Raw genomic sequence first — 16,601 nt, 5'->3', positions numbered from 1 at the left:
ATTGCATGGAATAAGCCGAACTTTTACTATAGAGGGAAATACTTATATGAGCAGAGCTATGGCTACGGAATCAAGCTGGCAACAATTCATCCAGCAGCAGAAACAGCAGGACTACTTTATTGAGCTTGAGGCATTTGTTAGCGCAGAGCGAGCAGAAAAAGTTATCTACCCAGATGAGTCGTTGGTGCTCTCTGCATTTGAACATACTCCGCTGGAAAAGGTTCGGGTGGTGCTCATTGGCCAAGACCCATACCATGGTCCAAATCAAGCCCATGGCTTGTGCTTTTCGGTGCAAAGAGGAGTAAAAACACCCCCTTCACTAGTCAACATGTATAAAGAGTTACAGACTGATATCGAGGGCTTTAAAACGCCGGATCACGGTAATCTGCAAGCCTGGGCTGAGCAGGGAGTATTGATGCTAAATACGGTGTTAACCGTTGAGCAAGGCAAAGCACATTCTCATGCTAAATCAGGTTGGGAAACATTTACCAGCAATGTACTGCTGCATCTCAATGCACAATCACAACCGATTATCTTTGTGCTCTGGGGAGCTCATGCGAAGAAAAAGGGTAAGGTGATAACGGCTAAACAGCACCAAATTGTCTCTGGTCCTCACCCATCGCCATTGTCTGCTTATCGCGGTTTTTTTGGTTGTAAGCACTTCTCTCAAATCAATGCGTTAATTGCACAGCAAGGCGGCCAACCAATTGATTGGCAGGTATAAAATACTGTGTCCCTCAAAAGTTTGCCTTAACCAAATGAGTAGTTTTTTGATGGTGTGATAATGAAAGGTAGCGGAATATCCCATAGCTGACTGGCAAGTTTACTGACTTGTTGGCAGTCATGGGCATAACCAATAGGTAATGGTTTACCCGTCGCTTGCCAGTTGGCTAAGGTTCTGTCGTAGTAACCGCCCCCCATCCCCATTCTATTGCCGAATCTATCAAATGCTACCAGCGGGGTTATCACCACATCTAATTGATGCGGCAGGAGCATTTGGGTGATGTTGAGTTTGGGCTCCCAAATACCTAAGCTGTTTTTCTCTAGAGCGCTCTTTGGCTCATATTGAAGAAAGATCAGGTTGCCAGCACTAAAGGGGTGTAGCCTAGGCAGGTAAACTTCAACGCCATGCTGCCATAGCATTTCAATCAAAGGCGCAGTGTCGAGCTCACCGTCATTCGTCAGGTAGAGTGCAACCTTAGAAGCTTGGAGTTTATTGAGTTTTTCTAACGCACTTTTTGCAGCTAAAACTGAGGACTGTTTCTGTTGCGCTAAACTCAAGTTACGACGAGCTGCACGCACCGCTTTACGTATGGCTTTAGGGCTATTGGAATCAATTGATTGGTTGGTATCTGCTGCTAATGACATAGGATTAAACTGAGTTTAGTAGATAAACTTGAGTCTACGGACTGATTGGTGCAATCGCAATCGCTAAAAGTTCATCTTGATAGGCCTGGATTTTCCACGATAGCTTAGATATTGCAGACTTAATACCAGCCAATAAAAAGCCCAACAGTGTATTTGTTGGGCTGTAGATGATTCAATTGAATGAAAGCGCTTACTGACGAATATTAGTATTCATCCTCTTCAGCTGCATCTTTAATACGCTCTTTACGCTCCTGTTCCTCTTCAAACGCAGCTTGGATCTCTTCCAATACTGCATCTATATCAGCTGTATGTTCGCTTTCAACAAACTCACCGGTTAACTCACTGTCAGGAGATAGTTCACCGGATTCGAACTTTAACCACATCTCTTGCGCATATTTGGTGGTTAGTAACGCTGGAGCAAACTGACCGTAGTACTGGGTCATATTGTTCACGTCACGTAATAACATACGTTTGGCATTATTATTCGCTGCGGCATCCACTGCTTGTGGCAGATCGATAATCACCGGACCTTTGTCGTCAAGCAGTACGTTGAATTCAGAGAGATCACCATGGATAAGACCAGCGCAAAGCATACGCTGAACATCTTTCATCACTAGATAGTGATGTGCTGTCGCCATCTCTGCAGTAAGGCTAATATCATTGAGCCTTGGTGCCACGTAGCCTGCGTCGTCAGTGACCAGCTCCATCAACAATACACCGTCAAAGCAGCCATAGGGTTTAGGTACTCGTACACCGGCATAAGCTAGGCGAAATAGCGCATCAACTTCGGCATTTTGCCAAGCCTGTTCTTGCTCTTGGCGGCCATAATTTGAGCCTTTTTCCATCGCACGAGCACGGCGACTATTACGGCCTTTGCGACCTTCGCGGTATTCGACGGCTTTTTTAAAGCTACGTTTGTCAGCTTCTTTGTAGATTTTCGCGCAGCGGACATCATCGCCACATCTTACGATATAGACATCAGCTTCTTTGCCACTCATTAACGGACGAACAACTTCGTCTATTAATCCTTCATCAACCAATGGTTGGAGTCGTTTAGGGGTTTTCATAGTGCTCTTATACCTTACTTAAGCAAGCTATGGAACAAAAGTGGCGAATTCAGCATAAAAGATGGCTCTATGGTTGTGTTTTAGCACTTGTTGGCTTGCTATCCGCTGATAAACGTATTGTGGCTTTGGATTCAGTGGCAATCAAATGCTGGATTTTAGGTTGATTCAGAGCAACCCCTGTCAGAGTGATGTGTGGTGAGATCCCTATACCTGAAATTAACCTTCCTTGGGCGCTATAAGTTAATGCTGCGCTGTATTTTATGCTAATTCCACTATGCTTTAGCTTCAGCGAATGACGCGGGCTTAAGCTACCTCTGGTTTGTTCTCCTAATAAGTTAACATTTGGCCAGCTTGCTGCCCTCAGTGCCAGCCATTCACACTCTTGTTGACAGCTCGAATCGACGAGTAAGTGAAGTTGTCTTTTTTTACTCGCCGCGTTGAGATATTCATCGGTTTGGCGTACAAGCCAATGGCTAAACGCTTGTGTGCCATCAAACTGCCGATTAAAACCTACAGTTTCTAGTTGAGTTAGTTCAAAAAACGGCAAATCTTCTAACGGAAAAAAAGCTTGTTTTGAGAAGGTGGCTGAGGTTGATTTTGGAAACCGTTTGTATGTTATCAAGCCAATAGTGCTGTTATAAGGCGTGTAGCTAGGAGCAACGTTATCGTTAATCCATTGGTTAAGTCGGTTATCTATTGAAGTTAACTGTCGAATATCCAGCTGAATAGGGTTGTTAGTGCTGGCTTCAAGCTGCTTAAAAAACATTTCCTTAGGCTCAGAATATGCTGGGTATTGTAAAGTATCTCGCGCCAAAGAAGCTTGCTTATGTATAGGTGTCGTGCTGTAGCTTATATCGATCTTGCTATCGCCTGAGTTGCCTAATCGCATCGTACGCTGAATGCTATCGCCAACTGAATTTGTAAAAGTGAATTGAGTCGAATCCGACAGGGGAAGGCCTATATCTTGTCTAAGTTGGTTAATGCGAGATATCCAACGACTTTGCTCTATGGCTGATAGTTTTAAAGAGTCCGGGATATATTGTTGAGCGGCTGATACCCACCGAGCGATTGGCAGGCCATCAATGTGGGTGAGATATGGGTAGTCTTCATCTAACTGTTCTCTTATCGGCATAAATGCCAGCCAGTGCTTGCCATCATGATGTAACACGCCTTGGAAACTTGTTAGCACGTTGGAGCGAGGCGCGCTTTGGGGCAATGTTACGCTTATTGCGGGATCGTTTAATGTCGACAGCCAAGCTTGTAAACGAATCTGGAATATTGAGCTGTTAGTGTGCGGGAGATTGGCGAGTAGCAAACGTTGTGCAGCCAAATTAAATTTGTGTTTTTTGCCAGGATCTAATGCCGCAAAAGCGGATTTTTGATTGATGTTACTGAGTACTTGCTGAATGTCTTGTTTTTGCTGCTCTGAAGTTAGCTGGTAGGAGGCGCTGTGCGGGAAAAAAGAGATCCTAATTAGCTGCACGGCACTTATGCACATCATAGTTGGAAAGACAAAGAAGATGCTTCTAACACTCACTACCATATCTAATCCCTGATATGGGCAGGCGTCATTTAGTCATAAGCCTGCCGTGTCGATCTCTTCGGGTTACAGCATCGCTCCCCGCACTTCCCAGCTATTTGGCTAAAGAATGTCGTTAATCGAGATCCCTATGCCTATGCGTTGGTTATGTGAATTATAGTCGATTAAACTTTCACCGTAGCCATTAAAGTATTGGGTGTATAAGCGTAAGTTGCCCATGATCGGATAACTCCAAGTAAATTCAACCGCGCCATAGTTAGGTTTTTGTACATAGTTACGTACCATCAAAGTAAATCTATGCTCATCCAGCCCATAAACACCTCTAAATTCAATATTACCCATATAGTCTGTAATATCTGGATTATCGTCTCCTTGAGGCGATGTTGGTGTCTCTTTTTCATCCTCGGGGATGCGCCACCATGCTTTTGCTTCGAGCGCAAAAGGCCCTGAGTCGAATACCATCATGCCGTAAATACGATTCCAACTTCTTGATAAAGAGCCTGCCTGACCATTTGATTGATGCACCGCGCCCACCCCCCAAAAAGAGTTTTTTAAAGGACCTAGCTGCCAGTCGTTAGTAAACAACATAAATACTTCAGGCTCATGATTTGTTTCTCTAAATGGCGAAGAGATATCTTTGTTATAAACCTGCCAATAAGATTGGTTGGTATAAGCGGCAAATAGATGGCCATTGTCGCCAAAAACATTGTGCCACAGTGGAAACTTAAAACTTATTTGAAATTTAGCTTCTAAATTATCAAGAGTAAAAGGGTGCTCTTTGGCCTCTTGAGCAAAGGGTTCCATATTCGGTGAACTGTTGTAAGTCACAGGAAGAATGTAGTTCACCTTATGCGGTGTTATCACATAAGGGCGGTCACCGGTTTCTGTTTCTTGGGTAATGCGGTTATCTACCAGTGACTTTTCACGCTTCACTTCGATATCTTCAGTGCTGCTACTTGCTTGCTCTGTGCTTTTAACTGGGTCGGCAACAGATGCAAATGTGCAACTTAATCCAATAGACAAAAATAGTGCGCCTAGCTTGTTCATAACATTCCCTGAAAGTGATTAAAACAGTGCTTTTTTAATTTGCGAACAAGTTTACCTAGCAACCGAGGTTATTAACAGAGTTATAGCAAGCTGGTAACTGACTCTATGATGCCGTTAAAGCGTAATACTTGCAGTCAATGTTGTGATGAAAAGCTAATATTGACCAAGCTAACTAGATCCAAATGCAATAACTTAGTGCTGAATAGCTGCTCGTTGACTGGCTGGTTTAGCATGATAAATACTGTTAGTTGTTATAAATTGCTGATTTTGTTTGTTTTTATGGTATTTTAATATTGATTTAATGACATGTACTACTTTTCTAATAACTAAAAGTTATAAATGATTTGAATTTTCTATTTATTATGGAATAAGAGGGCGGCTATATTCAGGCTATCAAATTAGAGTGAGGGTGCGTGATGGAGATTGTAACTTTACCGGGTCAAGCCGCAGGTGGAAAAGTGTGGCTAGTAGGTGCAGGCCCTGGTGATGTCGATCTACTAACAGTCAAAGCTTATCGAGTGTTGCAAAGCGCCGATGTAGTGCTTTATGACGCTTTAGTTAGCGAAGATATCATGGCGCTTATTCCTAATAAAGCAGAAAAGATAGCTGTGGGGAAACGTGCAGGCAAGCACAGTGCAGCGCAAAGCGAAATCAATCAACTATTGGTAACCAAAGCATACACCCGTAAAAACGTAGTACGCCTTAAAGGTGGCGACCCGTTTATTTTTGGTCGTGGTGGGGAAGAGTTACAGACAATTGTTGAAGCCGGTCTCTCATTTGAAGTGGTCCCTGGAATTACTGCTGCAAGCGGCACCGCTGCTTATGCGGGGATCCCATTAACCCATCGTGATTATGCGCAAGGAGTGAGTTTTATCACTGGCCATTGCCAACTAGAAAGTCGTCCTATGGACTGGCTGGGTTACGCAAACCCCAACAATACCTTAGTGGTATACATGGGGATCTTAAATGCCAATATTATCAAAGCTGGTTTGCTGGGCGCAGGACGTTCTGCAGACACGCCTGTTGCAATCGTGTCGAAAGCGACAACTCATGAGCAGCGTACTTTTGTCGGTACACTCGACAATATTGAGCAACTTGCATCCAATCCAGAACTTGTCATGCCAGCCTTAATGGTGATTGGTGAGGTGGTCGAATTGGCTGATAGCTTGAACTGGTTTAAGGCTCAAGGTTTACCAAGCAGTGATGTAAGTTTAAACAAACAAGTTAAATAGATGTGCTTAGCACAATAGAATCAAGAAGACGGAGAATTAGCATGGCCGCCAAAGAGTTAAGCCATTTGCAACAACTAGAAGCTGAGAGTATTCAAATTATCCGCGAAGTAGCGGCAGAGTTTGATAACCCAGTGATGATGTATTCCATCGGTAAAGACTCTTCAGTGATGCTGCATCTAGCACGCAAAGCTTTCTACCCAGGAAAGATCCCTTTTCCTCTGTTGCATGTCGATACTGACTGGAAGTTCAAAGAGATGATTGCCTTCCGTGACGCGCAGGCAAAAGAGTTTGGTTTTGAATTGCTAGTGCATAAAAACCCTGATGGTATTGAAATGGGCGTTGGTCCGTTTACCCACGGCAGTGCAAAGCATACCGACATCATGAAAACTCAAGGGCTTAAGCAAGCACTAAATAAATATGGTTTCGATGCCGCTTTTGGTGGCGCACGCCGTGATGAAGAAAAATCTCGAGCAAAAGAGCGAGTGTACTCGTTCCGTGATAAGCACCATACCTGGGATCCTAAAAACCAACGTCCAGAGCTATGGCGCACTTATAACGGCGCGGTGAATAAAGGCGAAAGTATCCGAGTTTTCCCTTTGTCTAACTGGACTGAGCTTGATATTTGGCAGTACATCTACCAAGAGAATATAGAGTTAGTTCCACTGTATTTTGCACAAAAGCGTCCGGTTGTTGAGCGTGATGGCATGATGATAATGGTTGATGATGAAAGGCTACCTTTAGAAGAGGGCGAAACGGCTAAAGAGGAGTTAGTACGTTTTAGAACGTTAGGTTGTTACCCACTGACCGGTGCAATGCATTCAGAAGCCGATACGTTAGAGAAGATTATCGAAGAGATGTTGTTAACTCGCTCAAGTGAGCGACAGGGACGACTTATCGATTCAGATCAAAGTGCCTCGATGGAACTCAAAAAACGTCAAGGTTACTTCTAAGCGCGGCAAGTTACAGCCTTATTAGATTTCAAAGGAATTACTCATGAATCAAGCAGTCAATAACAACACCCGCTTAGCCGCTGAGCTTGAAGATTTAGGTGTGAAAGAATATTTATCTCAGCAGCAACATAAAGGTTTGCTGCGCTTTTTAACTTGCGGTAGCGTCGATGATGGTAAAAGTACCTTAATAGGACGTTTACTGCATGACAGTGCCCAAATTTACGAAGACCAGTTAGCCAGTCTAAAAAATGATAGTGCTAAAGTGGGTACCACTGGCGAAGAGATTGATCTGGCATTACTGGTAGACGGCCTACAGGCTGAGCGTGAACAAGGGATCACCATCGATGTTGCCTACCGTTACTTTTCAAGTGATAAACGCAAATTCATTATCGCTGACACTCCAGGTCACGAACAGTACACGCGAAATATGGCAACTGGCGCTTCTACCTGTGATCTAGCGGTTATCTTGGTTGATGCGCGTTACGGCGTACAAACTCAAACTCGCCGTCATGCCTTTATCGCTTCGCAGTTAGGTTTGCGTCACTTTGTGGTTGCGATTAACAAGATGGACTTGCTTGGTTTCGATGAAAAAGTCTTTAATGATATTAAAGCTGAGTTTGCTGAATTTGCGGCGCAGCTAGGCGATATCGATATTCGTTATGTGCCGCTTTCAGCATTAAAAGGTGATAACGTTGTTGAACGCAGCGCGCAAACTCCTTGGTATACCGATGGCACTTTGCTAGAGCTATTAGAGACTATCGATACTCGTCGTGAACTCAATAGCTTGCCAGTGCGTTTCCCTGTGCAATATGTATTGCGCCCGGATCTCGATTTTAGAGGCTTCTCTGGCACTCTGTCTTCAGGAGTTATTAAAGTCGGTGACGAGTTAGTGGCTTTGCCATCAGGTAAGCGCAGTAAGGTTGAGCGTATCGTGACATTTGATGGTGATCTTCAAGAGGCTATTGCAGGGCAAGCGGTAACCTTAACACTTGAAGATGAAATCGATATCTCTCGTGGCGATCTACTATCACAAGTTGAAGATGCGCCAACGTTGGCTAATCAGGTGAGCGCAGATATCGCTTGGATGGACGAAAAGCCGCTGCAAGTAGGCCAGTTGTATGATCTAAAAGTGGCCGGTAAAAAGTTACAAGCGAGTGTAGCGAATATTGAGTATTTAGTTGATATCAATACACTAGAGCGCAAAGATAGCGAGGTGATTGGTCTAAATGATATGGCGCGAGTAACGCTTGAGTTAAATGAAGCGATTGCAATCGACCCATACACTTTGATCCGAGATACCGGTGGCATGATCTTAATCGATCGGTTGTCGAATGCGACAGTCGCCGCGGTAATGGCTGTGACAACTTCAAAAGCAAAGCCCGCAAGCAGTCAGTTTACTGATTTTGAGCTTGAGCTTAATGCATTGATCCGTAAGCAGTATCCGCACTGGCAAGCGCTAGATATAAGTAAGTTAGAGGGCTAGCCGTGTCAGAGCTGTGGGTGTTATCAAGCATACTGTTTGTCCTTGTTGCAGCCTTAATGGCTGGAATATGGACACCCGCAGCCCTGTTTTTTACGGCAGCATTAACCACTTACCTGCTTGGTATGGTGGAGTTGCAAACGGCACTTGCCAGTTTTACTAATGCAGGCTTAGTGACGTTAGTGCTGATCATTCTGTCGACGACAGCGCTAGAGAAAACTTCGTTGCTGGGCAAACTGAGCCAAGTGGTGGGTCAAGGTTCGTTAGCATCAACTATGGCAAAGTTAGGCTTTTCAACCGCGATATTGTCTTCGTTTACCAATAATACTGCGGTGGTGTCATCCTTAATTGGCGTGGTGAGACGCAATCAGTCGCACGCACCCGCTAAGTTACTATTGCCATTGTCTTATGCGGCTATTCTCGGCGGCACCTTAACGTTGATTGGCACTTCTACCAACCTTATTGTTAACTCCTTTGTTGAAAATGCAGGCCTAGTCCCCCTAGGCTTTTTTGAGTTTTCACTGATTGGTGTAGTGATAGTCACGCTTGGCGTTGGTTTACTGGTATTACTTGCCAATGTGCTGCCCGATAGACGTGAAGAAAGCGCAGAGGAAAGCTTACCTTACCTGCTTGAGGCGCGTGTGGCTAAACAGTCGCAGTTGATTGGTAAGAGTGTGCTAGATAACCGTCTACGTGCATTGAAAAAACTCTACTTAGTAGAACTTGAGCGCAGTGGAATACGTATCTGCCCGGTCCCTCCGCATCTTGTGCTGCAAAGTGAAGACATATTACGCTTTGGTGGTGCTGTTGAATCTGTAGAATTATTGCATCAGTTTGATGGACTTGAATGGTTTGGTAAGCAGCAAGCGAAAGGGCAGAATCTGATTGAAGCAGTGCTTTCACCCACATCAAAACTGGTTGGAGCCTCGTTAAAGGCATCCAAATTTAGAGAGCGTTTTGATGGTGCCGTGCTGGCTATTCGTCGTGGCCATGACCCGTTAAAAGGTGGCCTTGGTGATATTGAATTACAAGCGGGTGATGTCTTATTGATTACCCCTGGCGATAGTTTTAGCCATAACGCTAAGCTGGCCTCTGATTTTGTTGCGGTAAGTGGTTTAGATTTGAGTGTGCGGTTAGATAATAAACGCAGTCGTTGGGTGCTCGGCGGCTTCGTATTAACCATTTTTGCCAGCCTTATAGGCGCTATGCCTTTGATTAAAGGCTTACTGCTACTGTTGATTAGCTATGTCGCTATCGGCGCAGTGAGCTTAACAGAGTTAAAGCGACGCTTTCCTATTGAGCTGGTTGTTATTGTAGGCAGTGCACTTAGTTTAGCTAATCTGATGTTATCGACGGGGCTGGCAAATGATATCGCTAGTTTTATCTTAACGTCACTCAATGGGTTTGGTGTTTTTGCCGCTTTTGTCTGTGTGTATTTTTTAACGTTACTGCTAACAGAGCTTATTACCAATAATGCGGCTGCAGCACTCGCTTTCCCAGTGGCTTACGCCATCGCCTTGAATTATGGCGTCGATACTCGGCCATTTATTTTAGCGGTTGTGTTTGGCGCGAGTGCGAGTTTTATTTCGCCTTACGGTTATCAAACTAACCTAATGGTTTATAGCGCGGGAAATTATCGTTTTAGCGATTTTTTAAGAGTGGGAATACCGTTATCGGTATTGTACTCGTCGATAGTCATTATTTTAGTGCCAATGCTGTTCCCGTTTTAGATTTTAGTCAATCCTAAGCGTGTTACCTGATAGCTTGGCACATTGTTATTTATTAGATTAATGTTTTTGGAGTGGTTATGTCTGACATCGTTTGGCACCAACATAGTATTGACCAAGAGTCTCGTGCAAAGCTGAAAGGGCAAAGCCCTGTACTGCTTTGGTTTACCGGGCTTTCTGGCTCTGGTAAATCAACGCTAGCTGGAGCATTAGAGCGGGCACTGTATGATGCTGGTTTTCATACTTATCTGCTTGATGGTGACAACGTGAGGCACGGCCTGTGTAAAGACCTTGGTTTTAGTGCTGATGATAGAGACGAGAATCTTCGCCGTGTCGGTGAGGTGGCTAAACTCATGGTTGATGCCGGTTTAGTGGTTTTATCAGCCTTTATCTCACCGACTAAAGAGGAGCGTGAGCGCGTTCGCGCCCTTTTTGATGAGGGACGCTTCATTGAGGTTCATGTGTCTACGCCGATTGAGGTGTGTGAAGCCCGCGATCCTAAGGGGCTTTACAAAAAGGCGCGAGCGGGAGAAATTAAAGACTTTACTGGGATCTCTGCGCCATACGAAACCCCAACGGCGGCGGAGCTGACCATAGATACCAATAAAGGTGATTTAGCATCTCAAGTTAGCGCGTTGCTCGACTATCTAGCTGCGATTCAAGTGATTGACGGGGCTAAGCTAAAAGCGGCGGGTTAGTGTTTCACTCAAGCTGAATTGAAAACAATGCCATACATGGATTCATGTATGGCATTTTGTTTATAGGGCGACTGAGTTCTACACAGCGACTTAATTTGAAGAGAAAAATTCTATTTGAGATATTAGATTCTATGAGATCTATAAAAGTGGTTAAGTTATGTTTTACTGCAAGGCCCATTGTTTACAAAGAGGCAAATTAGATATGCTAATTTGTTAATTTTGATAAATTAAGTTATGTCTACTAGCGGAGAACCTTGGTCGATGCCCGAACCAGAAAAATCGAGAATTGAATCTTTTGAGACTGGGCAAGAACTTGCCGCTTGGCTCAAACAAAATCACGCAACTGAAACAGAGTTGTGGGTAAAGATATTTAAGAAAGGTTCTAAGGTTCAGAGCGTGACTTGGGATGATGTGGTAGTAGAGGCTTTATGCTGGGGCTGGATAGATGGCATAAAGAGGTCGCTTGATGAGCAAGCTTACCTTCAACGTATTACCCCAAGGAAAGCTCGCAGCAGCTGGTCTAAAAGAAATACTGAACATGTCGAACGCTTGATAAGTGAAGGGCGGATGAGGGAGCCTGGCTTGTTACAAGTCTTAGCTGCTAAAGAGGACGGGCGCTGGGAGAGTGCTTATCGTGTCAGTGAGATGGTGGTGCCTGCAGACTTCTTAGCTGAACTAGAGGCTCTGCCGCAAGCCAAGCAGTTTTTTGAAACGCTGAATAAATCGAGTCGTTATGTAATCGCTCATGGCCTGACAAGTGCTAAGAAACTCGAAACCAGACAGAGACGATTTAGCAAGTATATAACCATGCTTATTAATAAAGAAAAACCCTAAATAATTAACGTTCGAGATAACTGCTTTCCAATAAAGGAAACTCGTTATTTGTTCTTGAAGAGCAGTCGTTATGGCCAATGGCTTTGACTAATTAACGCAGCATCAGTATGCAGAGGAAGTATGTCGATAATAGATACAAGAGTCATAGATTCAGTCATTCTGGATGATGAGGATAAAAGCGTTGTTTTGCTAATAACAGATCACCTTGACTGGCAATCTCCTAAAGGACATTTACTTTCACTGCAGCAGAAACTGAACACGTACATTGAATTTGTCGAATCAAAACAAATTCAAAATGAGTATCCCAAGGCTGTGGGCAGAGACATATCAATTGTGGTTGCGTACCAATATGATCTTATTGAGCCTGCTGTCGTCTTCTATGAGCAAGCGGCAAAGTTTTTGTTGGAAAAAGCTAATATCAAACTTCTTTATGCATTTGAGCAATGTTGAGGGCTTTAGTCATACTCTTGTTGAGTCGCTAAGTAATTGTTATACATTGCTAATCAATCCGAAAATCTTGGGCAAATACCGCTTTTAACGCTTTGATATAGCTGGTGTCAGTATTGAAGTGGATCAACTGCGCAAGTTCATCGCCTACTGGCGTAAAACGATAATAACTAAAGAACAGCTGACCACTTTTTGGTGTGAGCTTTAGCTTGATGTTACTGAGCGCAAAGTTAATCGGCTTTTTACTACTAAGTAGACCTGTTTCTAGTTCACTGCGGTGTAAAATTCCGGCCTCAATCAAGGTTAAAATATTGGAGTAGGGTAAACCAAACTGTGATAACGCTATATTGGTTTGGGTGGGCTTCTTAAATAGATGACCTAAACCACCGGCATGCTTAAAGCCAATGACTAGCTTCAATTTGCTCTCATTATTAACCAGTACTGACATCCCTAAGGCTTTTTCCAATATTTGCGCTTCTTTGTGGGTTAGCTGCTTTAAGGTGGTTAATGTACGGAGGCTAAAGTTACCCGGGTTGGTGATCTCGCTGGCTAAAATACGCCCCCAAAGCTCCTGCATTTTGCGATTGTGGATCTGCTCCGCAAGCTGAAAGAATTGGTGCGCCCAATCGGCATCAAGATCCATACCGGTTACATCAGATGGTGTTTGGCTTATGGCAATCTTATAGATGGTTTCTAAATTTGATTGGTACTGGTTAGCGAGCTTTTGCGCTCTATACGCGCTGCGTTCGGTAATAGAAGCACTACTTGGCCGGTAATCACCTTCGCTGCTGAGTCCAAGCATTCGCCCGAGCAGCAATGCTTTCTTTCTTGCTGACACATCGGCTGACTTAGCGCTATCAATCACAGTTGGTTTGTCTGTATGCGCTTTTGTGTCTTGAACTGTTTCAACCATCAGCCGAGTCCTTTGTAAATATTACAGTTATCTTTATGCCGAACAAGTGGTTCATTGTCTAGCTATTTATCTGCATTAACCAGAGGTGCTAGCTTGCCAAATAGTGCCACCTCTTCACCTCTTTGTGGGTGACGGGGCACATTTACCGCAAGGATCAATGAGCAGACTGCAAAGCCTGCACCGATGTAAAATACTAGCGCCGGTGAGGTTAGCCACAACAAGCCTAGCAGTGCAGGGATCACCACCGCTGCAATATGGTTGATGGTGAAACTGACTGACATAGTGGCGGCAATATCTTTGGGATCGGCAATTTTCTGAAAGTAAGTTTTTACTGCAATCGCCATCGCAAATAAAAGATGGTCAATCACGTAGAGCGCAGCAGCTACTTCTGCGTGCTCAACTAGCGCATAGCTGACAAAAACCAGTATTAAACCAACATATTCAATCGTGAGTGCATTACGCTCACCAATACGACCAATGAAGCGGCCTATGGCTGGTGCAAATAACAGATTTACCACGTAATTGATTAAGAATAGTGAGGTGATCTGGCTGATACTGTAGCCAAATTTTTCAACCATCATAAAGCCTGCGAATACCATGAAGATCTGTCTTCTGGCACCGGAGAAAAAGGTCAGCATGTAATACAGCCAGTAGCGTTTTCTGAGAATGATTTTCTTGTGTTGTACTTCCCCCTGAGGAAACGTCGGGAAATACAAAGTGATGGTGATGACCATCACTAGCCCTAACACACCGATGATGGCATACATCCATTGGTAATCGAGCTGTAACCAAGTCATGATTATCCAAATACTGCCATAACCCATCAAAGCTGCAGCGCTTCGCCAAGCGAGAGCTTTTCCTAAAAAGGCAGCGGTGTTTTTCTTTTCTACCCATTGCAGTGTTAATGATTGATTAACTGTTTCAAAGTAGTGAAAGCCAATCGACATCAATACCGTGGTGATATATAGCCCCAGCACTTGTGGGAAAAATCCGGTTATCGCAACTCCCACGCACAATAAGGTTAGCGATAATAAAGCAAAGGTTTGCTCTCTGATTAGCAGCAGTACAAAGATAGCAGTGAATGCTAGAAAACCTGGAACCTCTCTCAAGCTTTGTAAAATTCCTATCTCAGCACCAGTAAACTGTGCGCGTTCGATAACAAAATTGTTAAGCAGTACCTGCCAGACGGCAAACACCAGTGACATGATGAATGTCATCCAAAGTAATAATTTTTGCGGGTTATTCTTCATTGAAACGATCCATGTACTACGGCGAAAGGATGAGCAGTATATACCCAATTAACATTAAGCAATACAAAGATGTGAATGCCTAAAAATACTCTCGCTTTTCGGACGCTAGATCCTTAGCTGCATTAATCACGCTGAAGTTCTCCATTTTTACTTGCCCTAATTTCGGCTTTGTAATCTAACGAGTTGGGCATGAGTTGCTTACACAAAACCTGCTTTGCAACGTGGTAAGTGTTCAGCTTCGACTTGGTGTAAGTGCTTTTTACACAAGTACATATTAAGCGCATATTGGTTGTGATATTACCAATGTAAAGCCTTATGTATGATCCACTCTCAGGCACTATTTTTAGTTAACAAGTTTGTAATAGCTAAATAATTACAGGTTTCACCAATTTAATCTCCACTGCCATTTTCAAATTTATCTGCTATGCATGTCATATTAAACTATTGAAATATAGCGGTTTATTGTTTGAATTGATAAGTGTTACCGCTGTTAATTTGCTTTGGCTAATGTAAGTTTAATGTAAATTATATTGTAAAGAATAATGCAAATCGTTCTCATTTAATGTAGTTTGGCGGCAATTATTAGGGATGCTGGTTTCCAGCAAGAATCAATCGAGAGCCGTTTTATGAAAAACATGTCAAAACATGTGAAGCTAAATCTACTGGCCGCCACTATCGCTGGAGTATTCAGCGCCAACGCCATGTCTGCAACTGATCCTGAAGCGTTAGCCGCTGCGATTGCTAAGCAAGAAGCTGAGCTGGTGGCATTGAAGGGGCAACTTAAAGAGTTGGCTAAGCAACAGCAACAGCAAAATGCTCAGGCTGAGCAGCAGAAACGACAGCAGGTGGAGCAGCAAGCTGCTATTGAAACGGTTCAAGCTGAATCAAGCAAACTAAGTAAATTCTCTTTTAAGTCTTACGGTAGTGTCATCTATACCAATGATGAGTACTACGACAATGTTCAAGACACTACGCCTGAACGTCGTGGGCGCTTCGATTTAGAGCGTATTGTGACTGAGTTTGGCTATCAGTTTAACGATGAGTGGGACATGGAAGTTGAAATTGAATATGAGCATGGCGGTACTGGTTCATCTCTAGAGTACGACGGCTTTGATGAATTTGGCGAGTTTGAAGCTGAAGTCGAAGCTGGCGGTGAAGTTATGATAGAGAAAGCGCAAATTCGTTATCGCCCAAGCGATGCGTTTGGCGTTAAGTTCGGTAATATCCACCTACCTGTTGGTTTGAGTAGCACCCTACACAAGCCTAATCAATACCTTACTGTTCAGCGCCACAAAAGCGAGGCTGCAATGCTTCCAGCTGTCTGGAATGAAAACGGTATTGGTGTTTTTGGTGAAATCGCTAACTTCCATTATCAAGCGCAGGTTGTCAGCGGTTTAAATTCTGAATACTTCCGTACTTACGATTGGGTTGCTTCTGGTCACCAAAAACGCTTTGAGCATGTTAATGGTGATGATCTGGCATACGTCGTACGTTTAGATTACGGCAATTTTAAAAGCGGTTCTGCTGTCGGTGTTTCGTATTACTACGGTAATACCAGTGGTAATCGTCATAAAACTAACAAGATGAGTGCCGATGGTACCGTGGGTATTTTATCTGTTGCTGGCGCCTACGTTGAAGGTCCGTGGATCCTTCGCGGTCAATATCTTAACGGGACCTTGAGCGACTCTGATGCCATTACTCAAGCGAATAAAACGACTCCAGGTTTGAAGCCGGGCAACTTTGCTCAACTAGGCAGCGAGTCTGAAGCTTTCTTTGTAGAAGCGGGCGTTGACTTAAGCCACTTTACCTCAATTCCAGTCACTATTTTTGCCAATATCGATTATTCAAATCCGCTTAAAGAGGTTGAATCGGGCATCGCCACTAAGCGATACGAAAATACCTGGATTAGCGGCGGTATCAACTATTTCCCAATTCCAGAGATTGTCATCAAGGCTGAAGCGGGTGTGCAGCAAGTTGCTGTGTCTTCAATCCCTGATACCAACTTTTTTGCGCTGGGCGTGGGCTACCAGTTCTCGCTATAAACAATT

15 protein-coding genes are annotated in these 16,601 nt (G+C 43.8%); 9 read left to right on the top strand and 6 right to left on the bottom strand.

Translation table 11 applies throughout. The features are described from left to right. The first annotated feature begins 58 nt into the window (after window positions 1-58). A complete protein-coding gene (ung, locus tag AB4135_RS16435; protein WP_371994586.1) occupies window positions 59-724 on the top strand; it encodes a uracil-DNA glycosylase in 666 nt (221 codons plus the stop codon). A 26-nt stretch (window positions 725-750) separates the two neighbouring features. On the opposite strand, the gene AB4135_RS16430 is transcribed toward ung, so the two are convergent. From AB4135_RS16430 to AB4135_RS16415, 4 genes are all read right to left on the bottom strand, one after another. Next, window positions 751-1,368: a 5-formyltetrahydrofolate cyclo-ligase gene (locus AB4135_RS16430; RefSeq protein WP_371994549.1), complete on the bottom strand. Its 618-nt coding sequence runs from the start codon at window positions 1,366-1,368 to the stop codon at window positions 751-753. Window positions 1,369-1,571: 203 nt separating this feature from the next. Next, window positions 1,572-2,435 (bottom strand): PA4780 family RIO1-like protein kinase, encoded by an 864-nt coding sequence (locus AB4135_RS16425; RefSeq protein WP_371994548.1) that lies wholly within the window; start codon window positions 2,433-2,435, stop codon window positions 1,572-1,574. 67 nt (window positions 2,436-2,502) lie between these two features. After that, a complete protein-coding gene (locus AB4135_RS16420; RefSeq protein ID WP_371994547.1) occupies window positions 2,503-3,972 on the bottom strand; it encodes a hypothetical protein in 1,470 nt (489 codons plus the stop codon). 105 nt (window positions 3,973-4,077) lie between these two features. Beyond that, window positions 4,078-5,022 carry a phospholipase A gene (locus AB4135_RS16415; RefSeq protein WP_371994546.1) on the bottom strand — a complete coding sequence of 315 codons (945 nt, stop codon included), beginning with the start codon at window positions 5,020-5,022 and terminating at the stop codon, window positions 4,078-4,080. Between the two features lie 416 nt (window positions 5,023-5,438). Between AB4135_RS16415 and cobA the strand changes: the two genes are divergently transcribed. The 7 genes from cobA to AB4135_RS16380 all read left to right on the top strand — a co-directional run bounded on the left by cobA (window position 5,439) and on the right by AB4135_RS16380 (window position 12,393). Further along, entirely contained in the window at window positions 5,439-6,254 is an 816-nt protein-coding gene (gene cobA / locus AB4135_RS16410; protein WP_371994545.1) for a uroporphyrinogen-III C-methyltransferase, read from the top strand. A gap of 41 nt (window positions 6,255-6,295) precedes the next feature. Further along, window positions 6,296-7,204 carry a sulfate adenylyltransferase subunit CysD gene (gene cysD / locus AB4135_RS16405; protein WP_371994544.1) on the top strand — a complete coding sequence of 303 codons (909 nt, stop codon included), beginning with the start codon at window positions 6,296-6,298 and terminating at the stop codon, window positions 7,202-7,204. Between the two features lie 43 nt (window positions 7,205-7,247). Continuing rightward, the gene (gene cysN, locus AB4135_RS16400) at window positions 7,248-8,687 is read left to right on the top strand and encodes a sulfate adenylyltransferase subunit CysN (protein ID WP_371994543.1); all 1,440 of its coding nucleotides are present in this window, start codon (window positions 7,248-7,250) and stop codon (window positions 8,685-8,687) included. Between the two features lie 2 nt (window positions 8,688-8,689). After that, window positions 8,690-10,414, top strand: a complete 1,725-nt coding sequence (locus AB4135_RS16395) for an SLC13 family permease (RefSeq protein WP_371994542.1) — start codon at window positions 8,690-8,692, stop codon at window positions 10,412-10,414. A gap of 77 nt (window positions 10,415-10,491) precedes the next feature. Next, on the top strand, window positions 10,492-11,109 hold the full coding sequence (gene cysC, locus AB4135_RS16390; protein ID WP_371994541.1) for an adenylyl-sulfate kinase: 618 nt from the start codon (window positions 10,492-10,494) through the stop codon (window positions 11,107-11,109). A gap of 261 nt (window positions 11,110-11,370) precedes the next feature. Beyond that, a complete protein-coding gene (locus tag AB4135_RS16385; RefSeq protein WP_371994585.1) occupies window positions 11,371-11,943 on the top strand; it encodes a YdeI family protein in 573 nt (190 codons plus the stop codon). Window positions 11,944-12,063: 120 nt separating this feature from the next. After that, complete coding sequence (locus AB4135_RS16380; RefSeq protein ID WP_371994540.1) at window positions 12,064-12,393, top strand: DUF6572 domain-containing protein; 330 nt, start codon at window positions 12,064-12,066, stop codon at window positions 12,391-12,393. 49 nt (window positions 12,394-12,442) lie between these two features. Here AB4135_RS16380 and AB4135_RS16375 read toward each other — a convergent pair whose 3' ends face one another. Beyond that, entirely contained in the window at window positions 12,443-13,303 is an 861-nt protein-coding gene (locus AB4135_RS16375) for a TIGR03899 family protein (RefSeq protein ID WP_371994539.1), read from the bottom strand. Between the two features lie 62 nt (window positions 13,304-13,365). After that, entirely contained in the window at window positions 13,366-14,553 is a 1,188-nt protein-coding gene (locus AB4135_RS16370; RefSeq protein WP_371994538.1) for an MFS transporter, read from the bottom strand. Window positions 14,554-15,179: 626 nt separating this feature from the next. Between AB4135_RS16370 and AB4135_RS16365 the strand changes: the two genes are divergently transcribed. Continuing rightward, a complete protein-coding gene (locus tag AB4135_RS16365) occupies window positions 15,180-16,595 on the top strand; it encodes a hypothetical protein (protein WP_371994537.1) in 1,416 nt (471 codons plus the stop codon). Window positions 16,596-16,601: the final 6 nt, after the last annotated feature.

It is taken from the genome of Shewanella sp. 10N.286.54.B9 (assembly GCF_041468565.1).
GTDB lineage: Bacteria > Pseudomonadota > Gammaproteobacteria > Enterobacterales > Shewanellaceae > Shewanella.
Note: the sequence above shows the minus strand (reverse complement) of the source record. Positions and strands in the feature narration are given on the sequence as shown.